Below are 19,915 nucleotides of genomic sequence, written 5' to 3' on the forward strand. Positions count from 1 at the left end.
GGGCTCTCCCCCGGCCGTCGGAGGTCTGCCCCCGGACCGGCGGGGTTCTCCCCTGTGCCGGCGGGCGGCGTCAGCCGTCGCCCTCCCGCTCCGCCAGGAACCGTTCGAACTCGCGGCCGATCTCGTCCGCCGACGGGATCTCGACGGGCTCGGCGAGCATGTTGCCGCGGGTCTCGGCGCCCGCGGCGGCGTCGTACTGGTGCTCCAGGCCCTGGATGAGGGCGGTCAGTTCCTCGTCGCCCTCCTGGATCTGCCGGTCGATCTCGGTCTGGGTGCGGTGGGCGTCCGTGCGCAGGGAGTGCGCGACGCCCGGCAGGACCAGGCCGGTCGCCGCGGTGATCGACTCCAGGACGGTCAGTGCCGCGTCCGGGTACGGGGAGCGCGCGATGTAGTGCGGGACGTGCGCGGCGACACCCAGCACCTCGTGGCCGGCCTGCATGAGCCGGTACTCGACGAGCGCCTCGGCGCTGCCGGGGACCTGCGCCTCCTCGAAGGGGCTGCGGTGGCCCGGCACCAGGTCGGTGCGGTTGCCGTGCGGGGTGATGCCGACGGGGCGGGTGTGCGGGACGCCCATGGGGATGCCGTGGAAGCTGACGGAGAGACGGACCCCGAGCCGCTCGACGATCTGCTGTACGGCCGCGGCGAAGCGCTCCCACTCGACGTCCGGCTCGGGGCCGGAGAGCAGCAGGAACGGTGCTCCGGTGGCGTCCTGGACGACCCGCACCTCGATGGTGGGTTCCTCGTAGTCCGTCCAGGAGTCCTGCTTGAAGGTCAGCAGCGGCCGACGCGCCCGGTAGTCCACGAGCCGGTCGTGGTCGAAGCGGGCGACGACCTGGTGGGGCAGCGAGTCGAGCACCTGGTCGACGATCTGGTCGCCGGTCTCGCCGGCGTCGATGTATCCGTCGAAGTGGTAGAGCATGACCAGTCCGGCCGACTCCTGGGCGAGTGCCATGTCGACGACGGCCAAGCCCTTCGGCTCCCATGCGTACAAACCCTGCGGATCAAGCACAGTGACCGCTCCCCTCCTCGTGTTCCTACCGGACAACAAGGGCCCTGGCCCGGGCATTCCCCGCGCGCTCCCCGAACGGACGGACGGGCGGCGGCTGTGAACACGCCGAGGGCCCGCACCCCGGGAAGGGTACGGGCCCTCGGTTCACGAGCTGGCGCTCGATGAGGAGCTCCTGCTCAGCCTGCGGTCAGCTCTGGCCGCCGGCCAGCTTCTCGCGCAGCGCGGCCAGCGCCTCGTCCGACGCCAGGGCGCCGGAGTTGTCGCCGCCCTCGGAGGAGTACGAGCCGCCGCCGCCACCGCCGCCGCCACCGCTGGACGCGGCCGGAGCCGCACCCGCCGTGTCGACGCCTTCGGCAGCGGCCTTCTCGTCCGCCTCGCGGGACTTGATGACCTGCGCCTGGTGCTGCTCGAAGCGGGTCTGCGCCTCGGCGTACTGGGTCTCCCACGCCTCGCGCTGGGTCTCGTAGCCCTCGAGCCAGTCGTTGGTCTCGGGGTCGAAGCCCTCGGGGTAGATGTAGTTGCCCTGGTCGTCGTACGACGCGGCCATGCCGTACAGGGTCGGGTCGAACTCGACCACCGACGGGTCGGCACCGAAGGCCTCGTTGGCCTGCTTCAGCGAGAGGCTGATGCGACGGCGCTCGAGGTCGATGTCGATGACCTTGACGAAGATCTCGTCGTTGACCTGGACGACCTGCTCCGGGATCTCCACGTGGCGCTCGGCCAGCTCGGAGATGTGGACCAGACCCTCGATGCCCTCGTCCACGCGGACGAACGCACCGAACGGCACCAGCTTCGTGACCTTGCCGGGCACGACCTGGCCGATCTGGTGGGTGCGGGCGAACTGCTGCCACGGGTCTTCCTGGGTCGCCTTCAGCGACAGGGAGACACGCTCGCGGTCCATGTCGACGTCGAGAACCTCGACGGTGACCTCCTGGCCGACCTCGACAACCTCGGAGGGGTGGTCGATGTGCTTCCAGGACAGCTCGGAGACGTGCACCAGGCCGTCGACGCCACCCAGGTCCACGAAGGCACCGAAGTTGACGATCGAGGAGACGACGCCGGAACGGACCTGACCCTTCTGGAGGGTCGTGAGGAACGTCTGGCGGACCTCGGACTGGGTCTGCTCGAGCCAGGCACGGCGGGACAGGACCACGTTGTTGCGGTTCTTGTCCAGCTCGATGATCTTCGCCTCGAGCTCCTTGCCCACGTAGGGCTGGAGGTCGCGGACACGGCGCATCTCGACCAGGGAGGCCGGGAGGAAGCCGCGGAGGCCGATGTCGAGGATGAGACCACCCTTGACGACCTCGATGACGGTACCGGTGACGATGCCGTCCTCTTCCTTGATCTTCTCGATCGTGCCCCAGGCCCGCTCGTACTGGGCGCGCTTCTTCGAGAGGATCAGGCGGCCTTCCTTGTCCTCCTTCTGGAGAACAAGGGCCTCGATCTCGTCACCGACGGCGACGACCTCGTTGGGGTCGACGTCGTGCTTGATCGAGAGCTCGCGGCTCGGGATGACACCTTCGGTCTTGTAACCGATGTCGAGCAGGACCTCGTCCCGGTCGACCTTCACGATGACGCCGTCGACGATGTCGCCGTCGTTGAAGTACTTGATCGTTTCGTCGATCGCGGCGAGGAAGGCTTCCTCGTTACCGATGTCGTTGACCGCAACCTGCGGGGTGGTGGCGGTGGTCTCGGTGCTGCTCGTCATGTGGGAAAGGGCTCCGGTACGGACATTGAAGTCGTAGGTACTGCTTACGCCGGGAGCCCGTTTCGCTCTGCCGAAGCCGGACAGCCAAGGAAGCGTCACCGAAACCAGGGGTGACACCTCGAGAACCGAGGGGACATACAACAGATGCGAGCGCGACCTGCTACGTCTGAGGTGCGCAGGCCCGCAGCGCAACTTGTAGCATACGGGGGCAGCCGGGCAGGGTCAATGCGCGAAGCCGCACACCCGGGGCGGATCACCGCATACCCGGCACAAAAGCCGTCTCCCGAGGCCACGCGGACCCCCGTACGGCCCTTGCGTGACACGCGGGGCAGGCGGCACGGAAGAGCCCGCAGACTAATACCAGGGAGCCGGTCATCCAAGAGCCCGAGACGTCCGAAGCCACAGGGGCCGAGCCCGAAGCCACCCGGCGTGCCGCCGGTGTCACGGAGAGCTCCCGCGCCAACCGCGGCTGGTGGGACCGGAACGCGGACGAGTACCAGGTCGAGCACGGCACCTTCCTCGGCGACGACCGCTTCGTGTGGTGCCCCGAGGGTCTGGACGAGGTGGAGGCCGAGCTGCTCGGCCCGCCGGAGGAGCTGAAGGGCAAGGACGTCCTGGAGATCGGCGCCGGCGCCGCCCAGTGCTCGCGCTGGCTGACCGCCCAGGGCGCCCGTCCGGTGGCCCTGGACCTCTCCCACCGCCAGCTCCAGCACGCCCTGCGCATCGGCGGCGCCGTCCCCCTGGTCTGCGCCGACGCCGCCGTGCTGCCCTTCGCGGACGGCTCCTTCGACCTCGCCTGCTCGGCGTACGGGGCGCTGCCCTTCGTCGCCGACCCGCGACTGGTACTGCGGGAGGTGCGCCGGGTGCTGCGGCCGGGTGGCCGCTTCGTCTTCTCCGTCACGCACCCGGTGCGCTGGGCGTTCCCGGACGAGCCGGGCCCGGAGGGGCTGTCGGTGTCCGCCTCCTACTTCGACCGCACGCCGTACGTCGAGCAGGACGACGAAGGCCTCGCGGTGTACGTCGAGCACCACAGGACGCTCGGCGACCGCGTCCGTGACGTCGTGACGTCGGGGTTCCGGCTGGTGGACCTGGTGGAGCCGGAGTGGCCGGAGTGGAACACCTCCGAATGGGGCGGCTGGTCGCCGCTGCGCGGGCATCTCATCCCGGGCACGGCGATCTTCGTGTGCGAGCGCGACTGAGTCCACGTCGTCCACGTCCTCCTGCGTGCGTACGCGCGCAGGAGAACGGCTTCACCGACACCACCCGCGGGCACACGCGCGTGGAGGGTGGTTTCGCCGGCGTACGACACTGGGGGCGTGATCCGCTACGACGCCCTGGACGCCCTGCCCGTACGCGGTGCCCTGCCCGCGCTGCACGAGGCCCTGGAGGAACACGGCACCGCGGTGCTGGTCGCGCCGCCCGGCACCGGCAAGACGACGCTGGTGCCGCTCGTCCTGGCCGGTCTGCTGGGCGAGGGCCCCGCGCGGCGTGTGGTCGTGGCCGAGCCGCGGCGGATCGCGGCGCGGGCGGCGGCCCGGCGCATGGCGTGGCTGCTGGGTGAGAAGCCCGGCGCGAGCGTCGGGTACACCGTGCGCGGTGAGCGGGTCGTGGGGCGGCACACGCGCGTGGAGGTCGTCACGACCGGTGTGCTGTTGCAGCGGCTCCAGCGGGACCAGGAGCTGACGGGCGTCGACGTGGTGGTGCTCGACGAGTGCCACGAGCGGCATCTGGACGCGGACACGACGGCGGCGTTCCTGTGGGACGTGCGGCAGACGCTGCGGCCGGAGCTGCGGCTGGTGGCCGCGTCGGCGACGACCGACGCGCAGGGCTGGGCCCGGCTGCTGGGCGGGGCGCCGGTCGTCGAGGCACAGGGCGTGTCGCACCCCGTGGAGGTGGTGTGGGCCCCGCCGGCGCGTCCGGTACGGCCGCCGCACGGGATGCGGGTGGACCCTGCCCTGCTCGCGCACGTGGCGTCGGTGGTACGGCGGGCGCTGGCGGAGCGGGACGGGGACGTGCTGTGCTTCCTGCCGGGCGTCGGGGAGATCACCCGGGTCGCCGGACAGCTGGGAAGTCCCGTCGGCGTCGACGTGCTCCAGGTGCACGGGCGGGCACCGGCGGCCGTGCAGGACGCGGTGCTGGTCCCCGGGTCGCGGCGCCGGGTGGTGCTGGCGACCGCGGTGGCCGAGTCGTCGCTGACGGTCCCGGGCGTGCGGGTGGTCGTGGACGCGGGGCTGGCTCGGGAGCCTCGGGTGGACCACGCGCGCGGGCTGAGCGCCCTGACGACGGTCCGCGCCTCGCGGGCGGCGGCACGGCAGCGGGCCGGGCGGGCGGGGCGGGAGGCACCGGGCGCGGTGTACCGCTGCTGGGCGGAGGCGGAGGACGCCCGTCTGCCGCGGTTCCCGGCGCCGGAGATCAAGGTGGCCGACCTGACCGCGTTCGCGCTCCAGGCGGCCTGCTGGGGTGACCCTGACGCGTCCGGGCTGGCGCTGCTCGATCCGCCGCCGGGCGGGGCGATGGCGGCGGCCCGGTCGGTTCTGACGGCCGTGGGCGCGGTGGACTCCGCCGGCCGCGCCACCGCGCGGGGCGTGCGTCTGGCCCGCCTGGGCCTGCATCCGCGGCTGGGGCGGGCACTGCTCGACGCGGGCGCGTCGCGCGCGGTGGTCGAGGTGGTCGCTCTGCTCAGTGAGGAGCCGCCCCGGGAGTACGGGGACGACCTGGCGTCCGCGCTGCGGGCCGCCCGGCGCGCGGGTGACGCCTACGGAACGCGGTGGCGCAGCGAGGTGCGGCGGCTGCGGGGCGCCGTGGAGGAGGAAGGGAACGGCCGGCGGACACGGGGCCTCACGGAGGACGCTCTCGCCGGACTGGTGGCCGCTCTCGCCTTTCCCGAGCGGGTGGCCCGGAAGGACGGCGGTTCGTATCTGATGGTCTCCGGCACCCGGGCCGAGCTGCCGGAGGCATCGGCGCTGCGCGGCGCCCCGTGGATCGCGGTCGCCGTGGCCGACCGGCCCGTGGGGAAGGGGCACGCGCGCGTGCAGCTCGGGGCGGCCGTCGACGAGGCGACGGCCCGGCTCGCGGCGGGGGCACTACTGGAGCGGCGGGAGGAGGTGCACTGGGGCGACGGCGACGTCGTGGCCCGGCGTGTCGACCGGCTCGGGGCCGTGGAGCTCGCCGCGCGCTCACTCCCCGCCGCCGACCCCGGTCTCGTACGGAGCGCGCTGCTGGAGGGGCTGCGGCAGGAAGGGCTCGGGTTGCTGCGCTGGCCGGCCGACGCGGACGTACTGCGCAAGCGGCTCGCCTTTCTGCGGCGGCGGCTCGGCGAGCCCTGGCCGGACGTCGGTGACGAAGCGCTGCACGCGCGCGTGGACGAGTGGCTGGAACCCGAGCTGGGCCGGGCCCGGCGGCGGGCCGACCTGGCCCGGATCGACGCCGGGCAGGCATTGGCGCGGCTGCTGCCCTGGGCCCACGGCGAGGCGGCACGGCTCGACGAACTCGCCCCGGAGCGGATCGTCGTCCCCAGTGGGTCCAGGATCCGGATCGACTACGGCGACCCCGGCCGGCCGGTCCTGGCGGTGAAGCTGCAGGAGATGTTCGGGCTCCAGCACACGCCCGAGATCGCCGGGGTGCCGCTCCTCGTCCATCTCCTCTCCCCCGCCGGCCGTCCGGCCGCGGTCACCGCCGACCTGGCCTCCTTCTGGAAGGACGGCTACAAGGGCGTACGGGCGGAGCTGCGCGGCCGGTATCCGAAGCATCCGTGGCCCGAGGATCCGGCCACGGCGGAGCCGACGCGGCACACGAAGGCGCGGCTCGCGAAGTAGTGAGGAGTGGCGGAGGGACGAAGTGGCGGTGGCGGAGGGACGAAGTGACCGAGTGGCTCAGTGACTGAGTGGCCGAGCGGCTCGGTGCACGAGGGCGCCCCGCCGCCGAAGCGGTGGGGCGCCCTCGGGTGTCCGGGCAGCGGTCGGGTCTACGCGCCGGGCTCGGTCGACGGCTCCGTGGACGCGCCGGGCGAGGCGTCGGTGGACGGGGCCGGTGACGGCTCCGTCTCGGCCTCGGCGACCTTCAGCCGGACGTCGAGCGTGGCGCCGCCCGCCGTGGTGAGGCGGAGCACGAACGTGCCGGTGGTGTCGTCCGCGTACAGCTTCGGCAGCGTCAGCAGGCCCTTGGCGTCGGTCCTCAGGCCGGTCAGGGTGCGGACCGCCTTGCCGTCGGCGTCCTTGAAGAAGGGGCCCTTGTCGTTCTCGGCCGGGTCGAGCACCGACTTGACGAGCGTGGCGGTGACGGCGACCTTGTCCGCGGCGGCGCCCTTGTGCGTGGCCTTCACCGCGACCCGGTCGGCGAACGCGCCGCCCGGCGTACAGGTCAGGGCGCTGTCGCCGGTGCGCGCGAGGGCGTCGGCGACGCGTTCGGTGACGGTGGCCCTGTAGTCCAGGCCGGCGACGGCGCGGCCGACGACGGTGGCGCGCACGGTGAACCCGCCGGTCTTCTCACCCGCCACCAGCGCGGGCGCGACGGCCACTCCGGCGGCGTTGGTGGTGACCGCGGCGAACTTCTCGCCGCCGGCGAAGGTGGCGTCCGTGTCGCCCAGGACGGTGAAGCGGATCCGTACCTTGCCGACGGCCTTTCCGGCCTTGGTCTCGGCGCGGGTGCTGATCTTCTTGGTGAACGTGTCGCCCGCGATCGCGGTGAGCCCCGTGGCGCCGGCGTTCTCCAGGTGGTGCACCGTGTCGGTCGGGGTCGGGGTCGGGGTCTCCGGCGGCGTCTCCGGGTCCGCCGGTTCGGTCGGGCGGGGGCTCGGGGAGCCGGTGCCCGGGTCCGACGGCTTGGTGGGATCGGCGGGCGCGCTGGGCTCGGTGGGCTTGTCCGGCTTCCCGGGGCCGGGCGGCCGCGTGCCCGGGGCCTGGGGGCCGGTGCTCGCGCCGGTTCCGCCGGGCGAGGGGCTGGGCCCGGTCACGTCGGTGTCGTCGTCGCTGCGGTCCACGGGCAGGGTGCCGGTGCCGTCCGGGATCTCGTGGGTGCCCTTGCGGTAGTGCTCCAGCCACGACAGGACCGTGCGCAGGTAGTCCTGCGAGTTGTTGTAGCTGAGGATCGCCCTGTTGAGGTCGGCCTGCGTGGACAGGTCCCAGCCGAAGCGGCACAGGTAGTGGCCGGCGGCGAGCGCGGCGTCGTAGATGTTGTTGGGGTCTTCCTTGCCGTCACCGTTGCCGTCGCGGCTCGCCCACGCCCAGGTGGAGGGGATGAACTGCATGGGGCCGACGGCGTTGTCGTAGTCGCTGTTGCCGTCGTGGACGCCGTTGTCGGTGTCCTTGATGAGCGCGAAGCCGTTGCCGTCGAGCTGCGGGCCGATGATCGGGCTGGTGGTGGTGCCGTCGGCGGTGACGCGACCGCCGCGGGCCTGGCCCGACTCCACCTTGCCGATGGCCGCGAGGAGTTGCCAGGGCAGGTTGCAGCCGGGCTTGGACTGGCGCAGCGCCGACTCGGCCTTCTTGTAGGCGTCGAGGACGGTCGCGGGGATGCCCGCCTCGGACGTGCCCCGGGAGGCGGGGGTGCCGATGGTGGGTGCGGGGCTCGGGCTCTTGAGCGGCGGCAGGTCCGTGTAGTACGGCGAGTTGCCGGTGGCGCTCTCCGAGGGCGGCGTGTCGGACGCGGGCGCGTTGTCGGCGGTGGTCTGTCTGCCGTGGGAGTCGGCCGTCACGTTGGGAGCCTGGGACGCGGACAGGGCCGCGACCGCGACCGCCGCCACGGTGGTGGTGACCGCCGCCTTGCGGAGTCTCCTGTCGAAGTGCGCCGCCATAGAGTGAATCCCTCCCGTGGACGCCCGCGCGTCCGTCTCCGTCGGCCCTCGGCTGTCTCGCCCGTGGTACCCGCCCTGTTGTGACGACCGGTCCGGGGCGATGGTTGCACCGCAACTTTCCGGGCGTGTTGTTCGTCTGTTCGACCAGTACGGTGCCGCAGGCGACCCTACGACAACTTGCTTTGCGCGGGCACCCGTTCGTGCCCGATTTTCACCAGTTGGCCATATGAGGAGTTTCGTTGCCCTTCACGCTCAGTCATGCGGCCGCCGTGCTGCCCGCCGTACGGGGCGACGGCACCGGCCGGGGACGGCTGGTCCCGGCCGTGCTGGTGGCCGGGACCTTCGCGCCCGACATGACCTACTACGCGGCGAGTTTCCTGTCCGGGGCGATGGAGTTCGGCGATGTCACGCACTCCTTCCCGGGCGTCTTCACCATCGATGTGATCATCGCGTGGGCGCTGGTGGGGCTGTGGCTGCTGGTCCGCGAACCGCTCGTGGCCCTGCTGCCGCGGACCCGGCAGGGACGCGCCGCCGCCCTGCTGCGCTGCGGGACCGCCCGCGCGCGCGTGCGGCCGTCCCTCGTGGCGCGGTGGTACGTGTCGGCGGTGCTGGGGGCGCTGACACACGTGGTGTGGGACGCGTTCACGCACCTCGACCGCTGGGGGATGCGGGTCTTCCCCGCCCTCGGCCGGGAGATCGCGGGCTCGCCGCTCTACTGGTACCTCCAGTACGGCGGTTCCGCGGTGGCCGCGGTCGTCATCGCCGTGTTCCTGGCGCGGGCGCTGCGCCGGACGCCCCGGACGGAGCCACTGGGTGTCCCGGTCCTCTCGGTACGGGACCGGTGGTGGGCCGGGGCGCTGCTGGGCGGCTGTGCGGTGGCCGGGGCGGTGAGGCGGGCGACCCGGTGGTGGGACTACTGGGGAGAGGTCGCCAAGCCCTGGGAGCTGATCCCGACGGTGTGCTTCGGAGCGGGTGCCGGACTCGCCCCGGGGCTGCTGCTGTACGCCGTGGCGGTCAGGGTGCGGCGCCCGGCTCCGGCCCCCGGAAGCCCGGGAGGTGTCGGTACGGAGCCGGACCGCCGGGTCCTCCGCTGAGGGGGTCGGCGGGCGCGACGAACACGGTGAAGGTGTGGGCGGGGCGTGACCGCGGCAGCAGTGTGAGGGCGAGCGCCAGGTAGCCGCGGGCCAGGTCGGCCCACAGGCTCCAGGCGGGCGTCTCGCGCGAGGTGGCCGCGGTCGGCTCCCGGTGGGCGAGTCTGCGGCGGAGGTCTGCCGCGGTGCGGCGCAGGGCCGTCGTGACAGTGGCGGGGATGCGGCCGGTACTTGCTCCCGGCGCGACGACCGGGACTCGTAGGAGTGGCACGCGGGCGGGTCCGTCTGTGCTTGCCCGTGCCGGTGTCGTCCGGTGGTGGAGCATGCGTATACCCATGCCCGCATCCTCACGGGAGACAGGAGCGGGGGCGTTTCCGCGGGGGCCACCTGAGTGACGGGCCCCGCGGTGCGGGCGGGGGCGTCCGGGCGTGGGCCGGGTGGTGACGGTGCCCCGTGCCCATCCCCCTGCCCCGCGCCCGTCATCCCCCCTGCCCCGTGCCCCGGCCTGGCGAGTACGCCCGCGTGGGCCCCGAGGACGGCGCGAGCCCGAAGACACGCCGCCGATCCCCGGCCCCGTACCGCCGGCGGCCGCCGGCCGCCGGCCGCCCAGAGGCTAGTGCGCCGCCGACTCCCAGTCCGGGCCCGCGCCCACCGAGACGCCCAGGGGAACCCTGAGCCGCACCGCGTCCGCCATCTCACGGCGGACGAGTTCCTCCGCCGCCGCGCGCTCGCCGGGGGCGATCTCCAGGACGATTTCGTCGTGGACCTGGAGCAGTATCCGGGACCCCAGGCCGGCCTCGCGCAGCGCCTTGTCCACGTTGAGCATGGCGATCTTGACGATGTCGGCCGCGGTGCCCTGGATCGGGGCGTTCAGCGCCATGCGCTCGGCCGCCTCGCGACGCTGGCGGTTGTCGCTGTTGAGGTCGGGCAGGTAGCGGCGGCGGCCGAAGAGGGTCGCCGTGTAGCCCGTCGCCCGTGCCTCGTCGACGACGCGGCGCAGATAGTCCCGTACGCCGCCGAACCGCTCGAAGTAGGCGTCCATCAGACCGCGGGCCTCGGCGGCCTCGATGTTGAGCTGCTGGGAGAGGCCGAACGCCGACAGGCCGTACGCCAGGCCGTACGACATGGCCTTGATCTTGCGGCGCATCTCCGCGTCGACGGCGGACTGCTCGACGGAGAAGACCTGCGCGGCGGCGGTGGTGTGCAGGTCCTCGCCCGAGGTGAACGCCTCGGTCAGGCCCTCGTCCTCGGACAGGTGGGCCATCACCCGCAGCTCGATCTGGCTGTAGTCGGCCGTCATCAGGGACTCGAAGCCCTCGCCGACGACGAAGCCGCGGCGGATCGCACGGCCCTCGTCCGTGCGGACCGGGATGTTCTGCAGGTTCGGGTCCGTGGACGAGAGGCGGCCGGTCGCGGCGACCGTCTGGTTGAACGTGGTGTGGATGCGGCCGTCCGCGGCGATCGTCTTGATCAGGCCCTCGACCGTGACGCGCAGCTTGGCCTGCTCCCGGTGACGGAGCATGATCACCGGCAGTTCGTTCTCGGTCTGGGCCGCGAGCCAGGCCAGGGCGTCGGCGTCGGTGGTGTAACCGGTCTTGGTCTTCTTGGTCTTGGGCAGATTCAGCTCGCCGAAGAGGACTTCCTGGAGCTGCTTGGGCGAGCCCAGGTTGAACTCGTGTCCGGCCGCGGCGTGCGCCTCCTTCACCGCCTGCTGCACGGCGCCCGCGAACATCTGCTCCATGGCCTCCAGGTGGGCCCGGTCGGCCGCGATGCCGTGCCGCTCCATGCGGGCCAGCAGCGCGGACGTGGGCAGCTCCATGTCACGCAGCAGGTCCGCGGCGCCGACGTCGGCCAGGCGGCCCTCGAAGGCCTCGCCCAGATCGAGGATCGCGCGGGCCTGCACCATCAGCGCCTCGGCCTCGGCGCCCTCGTCCGCGCCGAAGGCCAGCTGGCCGTCGGCCGCGGCGGCGGGGGCCAGCTCGCGGTGCAGGTACTCCAGGGACAGCGCGTCCAGGTCGAAGGAGCGGCGGCCCGGCTTGACCAGGTACGCGGCGAGCGCGGTGTCCATGCCCACACCGGCGACGCTCCAGCCGTGCTCGGCGAAGACGCGCATCGCGCCCTTGGCGTTGTGGAAGACCTTCGGCCGGTCCGCGTCGGACAGCCAGTCGGCGAACGCCGTCTCGTCGGCCTCGTCCAGCTCGGACGGGTCGAACCAGGCGGCCTTCCCGTCGGCCGCGGCGAGCGCGACCTCGGCGACCGAACCGGTGCCCAGCGCCCAGGCGTCGACCGTGGCGACACCGAGGGGCCGCGTGCCGTGCTCGGCGAGCCAGCCGGCCAGCTCGCCCGTGCCCAGCACCGTGCCGTCCAGCTCCACGCCGTCCGCCACGACCGGCGTCTCCTCGGCCTCCTCGGCGCCGGGATCGACGGCGAAGAGCCGCTCCCGCAGGGAGGGATTGCGGATCTCCAGGGTGTCCAGGATCATCGCGACGCCCTTGCGGTCGTACGCGGGCCGCTCCAGCTCGGTGACCGTCCTCGGCAGCTCGACCCGCCGCTCCAGCTCGGTGAGCCGGCGGTTGAGCTTGACGGACTCCAGGTGGTCGCGCAGATTCTGCCCGGCCTTGCCCTTGACCTCGTCGACGCGCTCGACCAGTTCCGCGAACGACCCGAACTGGTTGATCCACTTCGCGGCCGTCTTCTCGCCGACACCCGGGATACCCGGCAGGTTGTCGGACGGGTCGCCGCGCAGCGCGGCGAAGTCGGGGTACTGGGCGGGGGTCAGTCCGTACTTCTCGAAGACCTTCTCCGGCGTGAACCGGGTCAGCTCGGAGACACCCTTGGTCGGATACAGGACCGTGGTGTGCTCACTGACCAGCTGGAAGGAGTCCCGGTCGCCGGTGACGATCAGCACGTCGAAGCCCTCGGCCTCGGCCTGCGTGGCGAGCGTGGCGATCACGTCGTCCGCCTCGAAGCCCTCGACGGCGAAACGGGAGACGTGCATCGCGTCGAGAAGCTCGCCGATCAGCTGGACCTGGCCCTTGAACTCGTCCGGGGTCTTGGAGCGGTTCGCCTTGTACTCCGTGAACTCCTCGGACCGCCAGGTCTTGCGGGACACGTCGAACGCCACCGCGAAGTGCGTGGGCGTCTCGTCACGCAGCGTGTTGGCCAGCATCGACGCGAAGCCGTAGATCGCATTGGTCGGCTGGCCCGTCGCGGTCGTGAAATTCTCCGCGGGCAGCGCGAAGAACGCGCGGTACGCCAGTGAGTGCCCGTCCATGAGCATCAGGCGCGGACGGCCGCCGCCGGAGGTGCTGTCGGTCTTCTTCGCTGCTGTCTTGGCCACGTCCCCGATCCTGCCACGGACCACTGACACTCCGCCCCGCGCTCACCCGGGGCACGGGCGCGGCCCTCCCGCGCCGCGGACACCTCACAGCCGGCCGCTCGGTTCCGCGCCCCTTCAGGGCCTCACCCCTCCAGAGCCCGGCTCCGGCCCGGCGGCACAGGACCGGCCCCGCACCCGTCGCGGCCACCGCCACCGGGCCCGGCCCGCCCGGCCGTCCTCGGTGCCGGCGGGGCGTGCGAGGATCGGAGACGTACCTCACACGTGTACGCGAAGGAGCGCGCGATGGCCACCAAGCCGCCCAAGGGTGATCCGGTTCAGGACGCGCCGCAGGTCACAGCCCCCCAGCACGCGGCGGCGGGCATCCCGGCCATCGGCCACACCCTGCGCATGGCGCAGCGGCAGATGGGCGTGAGGCGGACCGCGCTGACCCTGCTGAGCGTCAACCAGAAGGACGGCTTCGACTGCCCGGGGTGCGCCTGGCCGGAGCCGGAGCACCGGCACAAGGCGGAGTTCTGCGAGAACGGCGCGAAGGCCGTGGCCGAGGAGGCCACCCTGCGCCGGGTCACCCCGGAGTTCTTCGCCGCGCACCCCGTCACCGACCTCGCGACCCGCAGCGGCTACTGGCTGGGCCAGCAGGGCCGGCTCACGCACCCGGTGTACCTCCCCGAGGGCGGCGAGCACTACGAACCGATCACCTGGGAACGCGCCTTCGACATCGTCGCCGAGGAGATCGCCGCCCTGGACTCACCCGACGAGTCGGTCTTCTACACCTCCGGCCGCACCAGCAACGAGGCCGCCTTCCTCTACCAGCTCTTCGCACGCGAGCTCGGCACCAACAACCTGCCGGACTGCTCCAACATGTGCCACGAGTCGTCCGGCTCCGCCCTCGGCGAGACCATCGGCGTGGGCAAGGGCAGCGTCCTCCTGGAGGACCTCCACAAGTCCGACCTGATCATCGTGGCCGGCCAGAACCCGGGCACCAACCACCCGCGCATGCTCTCCGCCCTGGAGCGGGCCAAGGCCAACGGCGCGAAGATCATCAGTGTCAATCCGCTGCCCGAAGCCGGCCTGGAGCGCTTCAAGAACCCGCAGACCCCCAAAGGGCTCACCGCGGGCGCCGCGCTCACCGACCTGTTCCTGCAGATCCGCCTCGGCGGCGACCAGGCCCTGTTCCGGCTCCTCAACAAGCTGATCCTCGAGACCGAGGGCGCGGTCGACGAGGCCTTCGTCGAGGAACACACCCACGGCTACGAGGACTTCGCCGAGGCCGCCCGCGCCGCCGACTGGGACGAGACGCTCACCGCGACCGGCCTCACCCGCGCGGAGATCGGGGACGCCCTGCGCATGGTGCTCGCCTCCAAGCGCACCATCGTGTGCTGGGCGATGGGCCTGACCCAGCACAAGCACTCCGTGCCCACCATCCGCGAGGTCGTCAACTTCCTCCTCCTGCGCGGCAACATCGGCCGCCCGGGCGCCGGAGTCTGCCCGGTACGCGGCCACTCCAACGTGCAGGGCGACCGCACCATGGGCATCTTCGAGCGCCCCGCGCCCGCCTTCCTGGACGCCCTGGAGAGGGAGTTCGGCTTCGCCCCGCCGCGCGAGCACGGCTACGACGTCGTACGCGCCATCCGCGCGCTGCGCGACGGCGAGGCCAAGGTCTTCTTCGCCATGGGCGGCAACTTCGTCGCCGCCTCCCCCGACACCGAGGTCACCGAGGCGGCCATGCGCCGCGCCCGCCTGACCGTGCACGTGTCGACGAAGCTGAACCGCTCGCACGCCGTCACCGGCGCGCGTGCGCTGATCCTGCCGACGCTGGGCCGTACGGAGCGCGATCTCCAGAGCGGCGGCGAGCAGTTCGTCACCGTCGAGGACTCCATGGGCATGGTGCACGCCTCCCGCGGCCGGCTGGAGCCCGCGAGCACGCGGCTGCTGTCCGAGCCGGCGATCGTGTGCCGGCTGGCACGCCGCGTACTGGGCGCGGACAGCCGCACGCCGTGGGAGGAGTTCGAGAAGGACTACGCGACGATCCGCGACCGCATCGCCCGCGTCATCCCCGGCTTCGAGGACTTCAACGCGCGCGTGGCGCACCCCGGGGGCTTCGCCCTCCCCCACGCCCCGCGCGACGAGCGCCGCTTCCCGACGGCCACCGGCAAGGCCAACTTCACCGCCGCGCCGATCGAGTACCCGGAACTGCCCGAGGGGCGGCTGCTGCTCCAGACGCTGCGCTCGCACGACCAGTACAACACCACGATCTACGGCCTGGACGACCGCTACCGGGGCATCAGGAACGGCCGCCGGGTCGTCCTGGTCAACCCGGAGGACGCCCGGACGCTGAACGTCCGGGACGGCTCGTACGTCGACCTGGTCAGCGAGTGGAAGGACGGGGTGGAGCGGCGGGCGCCCGGTTTCCGCGTCGTGCACTATCCGACGGCCCGGGGCTGTGCGGCGGCGTACTACCCGGAGACCAACGTCCTGGTGCCGCTGGACGCCACGGCGGACACCAGTAACACCCCGGCCAGCAAGTCCGTCGTCGTCCGTCTGGAACAATCGGCGACCGACTGAGCGTTTGCTCAGTCGAGCCGCCGGCCGCACCGGGCCGGCCGGCGAGTCAGGCAGACGGAGCAACGAACGGAGCCGGCCCATGGGCGAGCAGCAGCAGGTGCAGTTCCCGCAGGAGGTCATCGACGAGTACGCCGCGTTCGGCGTCGACCTGCCCGCGCTCTTCTCCGCCGGGCACCTCGGGACGCGCATGGGCGTCCAGATCGTCGAGGCATCGGCCGACCGTGTCGTCGGCACCATGCCGGTGGAGGGCAACACCCAGCCGTACGGACTGCTGCACGGCGGCGCCTCGGCGGTCCTGGCCGAGACGCTCGGCTCGGTCGGCTCGATGCTGCACGGCGGAAGCTCCAAGATCGCCGTCGGCGTCGACCTGAACTGCACCCATCACCGCGGGGCCCGCTCCGGTCTGGTCACCGGGGTGGCCACACCGGTGCACCGGGGCCGGTCGACGGCGACGTACGAGATCGTGATCAGCGACGAGCAGGACCGGCGGGTGTGCACCGCCCGGCTGACCTGCCTGCTGCGGGACGTGAACCCCGGCGACGGGGCGCCGGCCGGCACGACGGGCTGAGCGGCGTACCGCCGGGCGTGAAACCGCCCCCGGCCGCCCCACCGTCCCCGGCCGCCTCGTCGTCCCCGGTCACCGGGTCCCTCCCGGCCACGGCCATTGCCGCCGGCGGCCCGGCGCTCTAGCGTCGGGGCATGGGACGGGGAGGGGCCCCCAGGCCGGGGGCGGCGGCTCGGCGGTTCCGGTTCACGCCCGCACGCGTCTTCACGCCCGCACGCGTCGCGCCCGCGCACGCCACGCACGGACGGCGCACGCCCGCACGCGTCGCGCCCGCGCCGGCCGTGTTCGCGCTGGGGCTGGCGGCCGCGGCCCTGGCGACAGCCTGCGGCGGCGCCGGTACCGACGGGGCCGGTTCCGCCGCCGCCACCGAAGCGACCGCACCGGCGGCGGTCCGACGAACGCCGTCCCCGGCGCAGTCGTGCACGAGCGCCGTCGGCTACTGGGCACGCCACGTGCTGCGCGGCGGCGAGCCCTACGGCGACTACCAGTCGATGGGGCTGTCCAACCGCCAGTACGACATCCTGCGGGAGGTCCTCGGCGCCGCGCGGGCCACGCGGCGCGACCAGGGCGTCCGGGCCGCCGAGGAGCTGACCGACCGCCAGGTGCGGGCGGCGTGCGCCGAACAGTACCGCGTGGGCGGTCCGAGCGACGGCCCGTGGCAGTGAGCGGCACCGGGCCCGTCGAGCCGGGCGAGGGCACGCGTGCCCGGGACGCCTCGGACGCGCCCCGGCCACGCGTCCGGCCACGCGGACGTATCGCCCGGCGCTACGACCGCCACCGGCGGACCGTCCTCACGGCCGCCGCGGCCCTCGTCGTCCTGGCGGGCGGCGGCCACCTGTACGCCGACCGGCCGCGGCAACCGCCGCCTCCCCCACCGCCACCCGCCTCCCAGTCGGTCGACCTCGACTACCTGGACGCGGTGCCCGGCCCCGGCGGCACCGAGCCCGGCGGCTTCAGCTTCGCGGTGCGGCTGAGCGTACGGTCCGGGCCGCCCGTCACCGTGACGGGACTGACCCAGCCCTACGCCGGTCTCTCGATGACATCGTCACCCGCGGCACCTTTCCAGACAAAAACGCATTCCGCCCGCAAGATCATCCTCACGGTACGGGTGACGGAATGCGATAAAACACCGCGGAACCCCGGACTCCCTTTCCTGGATGTAACGCTGCGTAATACGGATGCAATAGAGGCCCACAGTTTCATCCTCGGACCACGCTATGCACAGCACCTCTCACATGCCCTGGAGGCCATCTGCGACAACGATTCCCGGTAATCACCAAAACGCCTCAGACGCCTGAACACGGACCGCCGGTCCTGCGGGTTCTCAGCATGCGGACAGGGCGAATCGGCCGGAATTCCGCCCTTCTTCCCAACCAGTACCGCTCTGCATTACCCCGTGTCATAACAAGAGCGTCACAGCATGAGTCAGACCCTCCTCCACATTCCCCACACCCGCTTAGAGTCACGGCCAGTCACCGCGCCGTCCGATAGTCACTTCGGCCCAGCGCTCGACTCGGCCGCCTCCACGGGGAAGCGGCTGTGCCAGGGAAAGGACTGATCGTGCGTCAACGTTCGCTCATCTCCATCACCGCTGCTCTGGCGGCGGGAGCGCTCACCCTCACCGCCTGCGGTTCACGCGACGACGACGGCGGCTCGGACTCCGGCAACGGCGGCGGTGGCACCACCGTCGTCATCGGCGTCGACGCCCCGCTGACCGGCGACCTGTCCGCGCTGGGCCTCGGCATCAAGAACTCGGCGGACCTCGCGGCGAAAACCGCCAACAAGGACAAGCACGTCGAGGGCATCACCTTCAAGGTCGAGGCCCTCGACGACCAGGGCCAGCCCTCCGTGGGCCAGCAGAACGCCACCCAGCTCGTCGCCAACGACGACGTCCTCGGCGTCGTCGGACCACTGAACTCCTCGGTCGGCGAGTCCATGCAGCAGGTCTTCGAGTCCGGCAACATAGCCCTGGTCTCCCCGGCCAACACCGGCCCCTCGCTGACCCAGGGCCCCGACTGGCGAACAGAGAAGAAGCGCCAGTTCAAGACCTACTTCCGCACCGCGACCACCGACGCCATCCAGGGTCCGTTCGCCGCGCAGTACGTCTTCAACGACTTCAAGAAGAAAAAAGCCTTCGTCATCGACGACAAGAAGACCTACGGCGCCGGCCTCGCCGGCACCTTCACCGACGAGTTCAAGAAGCTCGGCGGCCAGGTAGTCGGTACGGAGCACATCAACCCGGACACCAAGGACTTCTCCGCGGTCGCCACCAAGGTCAAGAACTCGGGCGCCGACGTCGTCTACTACGGCGGCGAATACCCGCAGGCCGGCCCGCTCAGCAAGCAGATCAAGAGCACCGGCGCCAAAATCCCGCTGGTCGGCGGTGACGGCATCTACAGCGCCGACTTCATCAAGCTCGCCGGCACCAGCGGCACCGGTGACCTGGCCACCTCCGTCGGCGCGCCCGTCGAGGAACTGCCCTCCGCCAAGGAATTCGTCGCCAACTACAAGGCCGCGGGCTACAAGGAGCCCTTCGAGGCCTACGGCGGCTACTCCTACGACTCCGCCTGGGCCATCATCGAGGCCGTCAAGACGGTCGTCGAGAAGAACGACGGCAAGCTCCCCGACGACGCCCGAGGCCAGGTCGTCGAGGCCATGCAGAACGTCTCCTTCGACGGAGTGACCGGCAAGGTCTCCTTCGACGAGTTCGGTGACGCCACCAACAAGCAGCTGACCGTCTACGCCGTCGAGAACGGCGACTGGAAGGCCGTGAAGTCCGGCACCTACACCGGCTGAGTCGTCCGACGAGACACCCGCACCACCCAAGAGCCGCGCGGGGCGCTTTCCACCGGCGCCCCGCGCGGACTCACACCCGGCCACATCCGTCGAACATCCGAACCTCTCGGAGGACATGCGGTGAACGAACTGCCGCAGCAGCTGGTCAACGGCCTGCTACTGGGATCCATGTACGGGCTGATCGCCATTGGCTACACGATGGTCTACGGCATCGTCCAGCTCATCAACTTCGCCCACGGCGAGATCTTCATGACCGGCGCCTTCGGCGCGCTCACGGTCTACATCTACATCCTGCCCGACGGCACCTCCATGCTGATCGCCCTGCCCCTGATGATCCTCGGCGCAGTGATCGTCTCGGTGACCGTCGCCATCGGGGCTGAACGTTTCGCCTACCGCCCCCTGCGCGGTGGCCCCCGCCTCGCCCCGCTCATCACCGCCATCGGCCTCTCCCTCGCCCTCCAACAGGCGATCTGGGCCTGGTACCCCGACGCGAAGTCCGCCCGCACCTTCCCCCAGATCGAGGGCGGCCCCTTCCACATCGGCGACGTCACCCTGCAGACCGGCAGCATCTTCCTCCTCATCGCCGCCCCCGTCAGCATGGCCTTCCTCGGCTACTTCGTCATGAAAACCCGCACCGGACGCGGCATGCAGGCCACCGCCCAAGACCCCGACACCGCCAAACTGATGGGCGTCAACACCGACCGCATCATCGTGATCGCGTTCGCCCTCGGCGCCGTCTTCGCCGCCATCGGCGGAGTCGCCTACGGCCTGGAATACGGCCACGTCGACTTCAAAATGGGCTTCATCCTCGGACTGAAGGCCTTCACCGCAGCCGTCCTCGGCGGCATCGGCAACATCTACGGCGCCATGATCGGCGGCGTCGTCCTCGGCATCGCCGAAACCCTGGCCACCGCCTACATCGGCGACATACCCGGCCTCGGCCAGTTCGGCAGCCAGTCCTGGGCAGACGTCTGGGCCTTCATCCTCCTCATCCTTGTGCTGTTGCTCAGGCCACAAGGCCTGCTCGGCGAGCGCGTCGCGGACAGGGCGTGA

Annotated in this window: 13 protein-coding genes; 9 read left to right on the plus strand and 4 right to left on the minus strand. The window is 71.9% G+C overall.

Annotated elements, in window-relative coordinates; all coding sequences use genetic code 11:
* Positions 1 to 70: 70 nt before the first annotated feature.
* Both ACH4NX_RS07625 and rpsA read right to left on the minus strand, forming a co-directional pair.
* Positions 71 to 1,009 carry a PAC2 family protein gene (locus ACH4NX_RS07625; RefSeq protein WP_351398981.1) on the minus strand — a complete coding sequence of 313 codons (939 nt, stop codon included), beginning with the start codon at positions 1,007 to 1,009 and terminating at the stop codon, positions 71 to 73.
* A 187-nt stretch (positions 1,010 to 1,196) separates the two neighbouring features.
* Positions 1,197 to 2,717, minus strand: a complete 1,521-nt coding sequence (gene rpsA, locus ACH4NX_RS07630; RefSeq protein WP_351398979.1) for a 30S ribosomal protein S1 — start codon at positions 2,715 to 2,717, stop codon at positions 1,197 to 1,199.
* 536 nt (positions 2,718 to 3,253) lie between these two features.
* On the opposite strand from rpsA, the gene ACH4NX_RS07635 reads away from it, so the two are divergent.
* Both ACH4NX_RS07635 and hrpB read left to right on the plus strand, forming a co-directional pair.
* Entirely contained in the window at positions 3,254 to 3,916 is a 663-nt protein-coding gene (locus ACH4NX_RS07635; protein WP_351398977.1) for a class I SAM-dependent methyltransferase, read from the plus strand.
* Positions 3,917 to 4,033: 117 nt separating this feature from the next.
* Positions 4,034 to 6,532, plus strand: coding sequence for an ATP-dependent helicase HrpB (gene hrpB, locus ACH4NX_RS07640; protein ID WP_398127701.1), 2,499 nt, complete (start codon positions 4,034 to 4,036; stop codon positions 6,530 to 6,532).
* A gap of 149 nt (positions 6,533 to 6,681) precedes the next feature.
* Here hrpB and ACH4NX_RS07645 read toward each other — a convergent pair whose 3' ends face one another.
* Positions 6,682 to 8,508, minus strand: a complete 1,827-nt coding sequence (locus ACH4NX_RS07645; protein ID WP_398127702.1) for a lytic transglycosylase domain-containing protein — start codon at positions 8,506 to 8,508, stop codon at positions 6,682 to 6,684.
* 239 nt (positions 8,509 to 8,747) lie between these two features.
* On the opposite strand from ACH4NX_RS07645, the gene ACH4NX_RS07650 reads away from it, so the two are divergent.
* A complete protein-coding gene (locus ACH4NX_RS07650; RefSeq protein ID WP_398127703.1) occupies positions 8,748 to 9,602 on the plus strand; it encodes a DUF4184 family protein in 855 nt (284 codons plus the stop codon).
* A gap of 610 nt (positions 9,603 to 10,212) precedes the next feature.
* Here ACH4NX_RS07650 and polA read toward each other — a convergent pair.
* Positions 10,213 to 12,939 carry a DNA polymerase I gene (polA, locus tag ACH4NX_RS07655; RefSeq protein WP_351391978.1) on the minus strand — a complete coding sequence of 909 codons (2,727 nt, stop codon included), beginning with the start codon at positions 12,937 to 12,939 and terminating at the stop codon, positions 10,213 to 10,215.
* A gap of 282 nt (positions 12,940 to 13,221) precedes the next feature.
* Here polA and ACH4NX_RS07660 point away from each other — a divergent pair, with 282 nt between their 5' ends.
* The 6 genes from ACH4NX_RS07660 to ACH4NX_RS07685 all read left to right on the plus strand — a co-directional run bounded on the left by ACH4NX_RS07660 (position 13,222) and on the right by ACH4NX_RS07685 (position 19,915).
* Positions 13,222 to 15,501: an FdhF/YdeP family oxidoreductase gene (locus ACH4NX_RS07660; RefSeq protein ID WP_398127704.1), complete on the plus strand. Its 2,280-nt coding sequence runs from the start codon at positions 13,222 to 13,224 to the stop codon at positions 15,499 to 15,501.
* 79 nt (positions 15,502 to 15,580) lie between these two features.
* Positions 15,581 to 16,069 (plus strand): hotdog fold thioesterase, encoded by a 489-nt coding sequence (locus ACH4NX_RS07665; protein ID WP_351391983.1) that lies wholly within the window; start codon positions 15,581 to 15,583, stop codon positions 16,067 to 16,069.
* A 131-nt stretch (positions 16,070 to 16,200) separates the two neighbouring features.
* Positions 16,201 to 16,731: a hypothetical protein gene (locus ACH4NX_RS07670; RefSeq protein ID WP_398127705.1), complete on the plus strand. Its 531-nt coding sequence runs from the start codon at positions 16,201 to 16,203 to the stop codon at positions 16,729 to 16,731.
* A complete protein-coding gene (locus ACH4NX_RS07675) occupies positions 16,728 to 17,339 on the plus strand; it encodes a Tat pathway signal sequence domain protein (RefSeq protein ID WP_398127811.1) in 612 nt (203 codons plus the stop codon). The genes ACH4NX_RS07670 and ACH4NX_RS07675 overlap by 4 nt, the downstream gene beginning before the upstream one ends.
* A gap of 287 nt (positions 17,340 to 17,626) precedes the next feature.
* Entirely contained in the window at positions 17,627 to 18,862 is a 1,236-nt protein-coding gene (locus tag ACH4NX_RS07680) for a branched-chain amino acid ABC transporter substrate-binding protein (RefSeq protein ID WP_398127706.1), read from the plus strand.
* Positions 18,863 to 18,982: 120 nt separating this feature from the next.
* Complete coding sequence (locus ACH4NX_RS07685) at positions 18,983 to 19,915, plus strand: branched-chain amino acid ABC transporter permease (protein ID WP_351391991.1); 933 nt, start codon at positions 18,983 to 18,985, stop codon at positions 19,913 to 19,915.

It is taken from the genome of Streptomyces sp. NPDC017225 (assembly GCF_044331465.1).
Classification (GTDB): domain Bacteria; phylum Actinomycetota; class Actinomycetes; order Streptomycetales; family Streptomycetaceae; genus Streptomyces.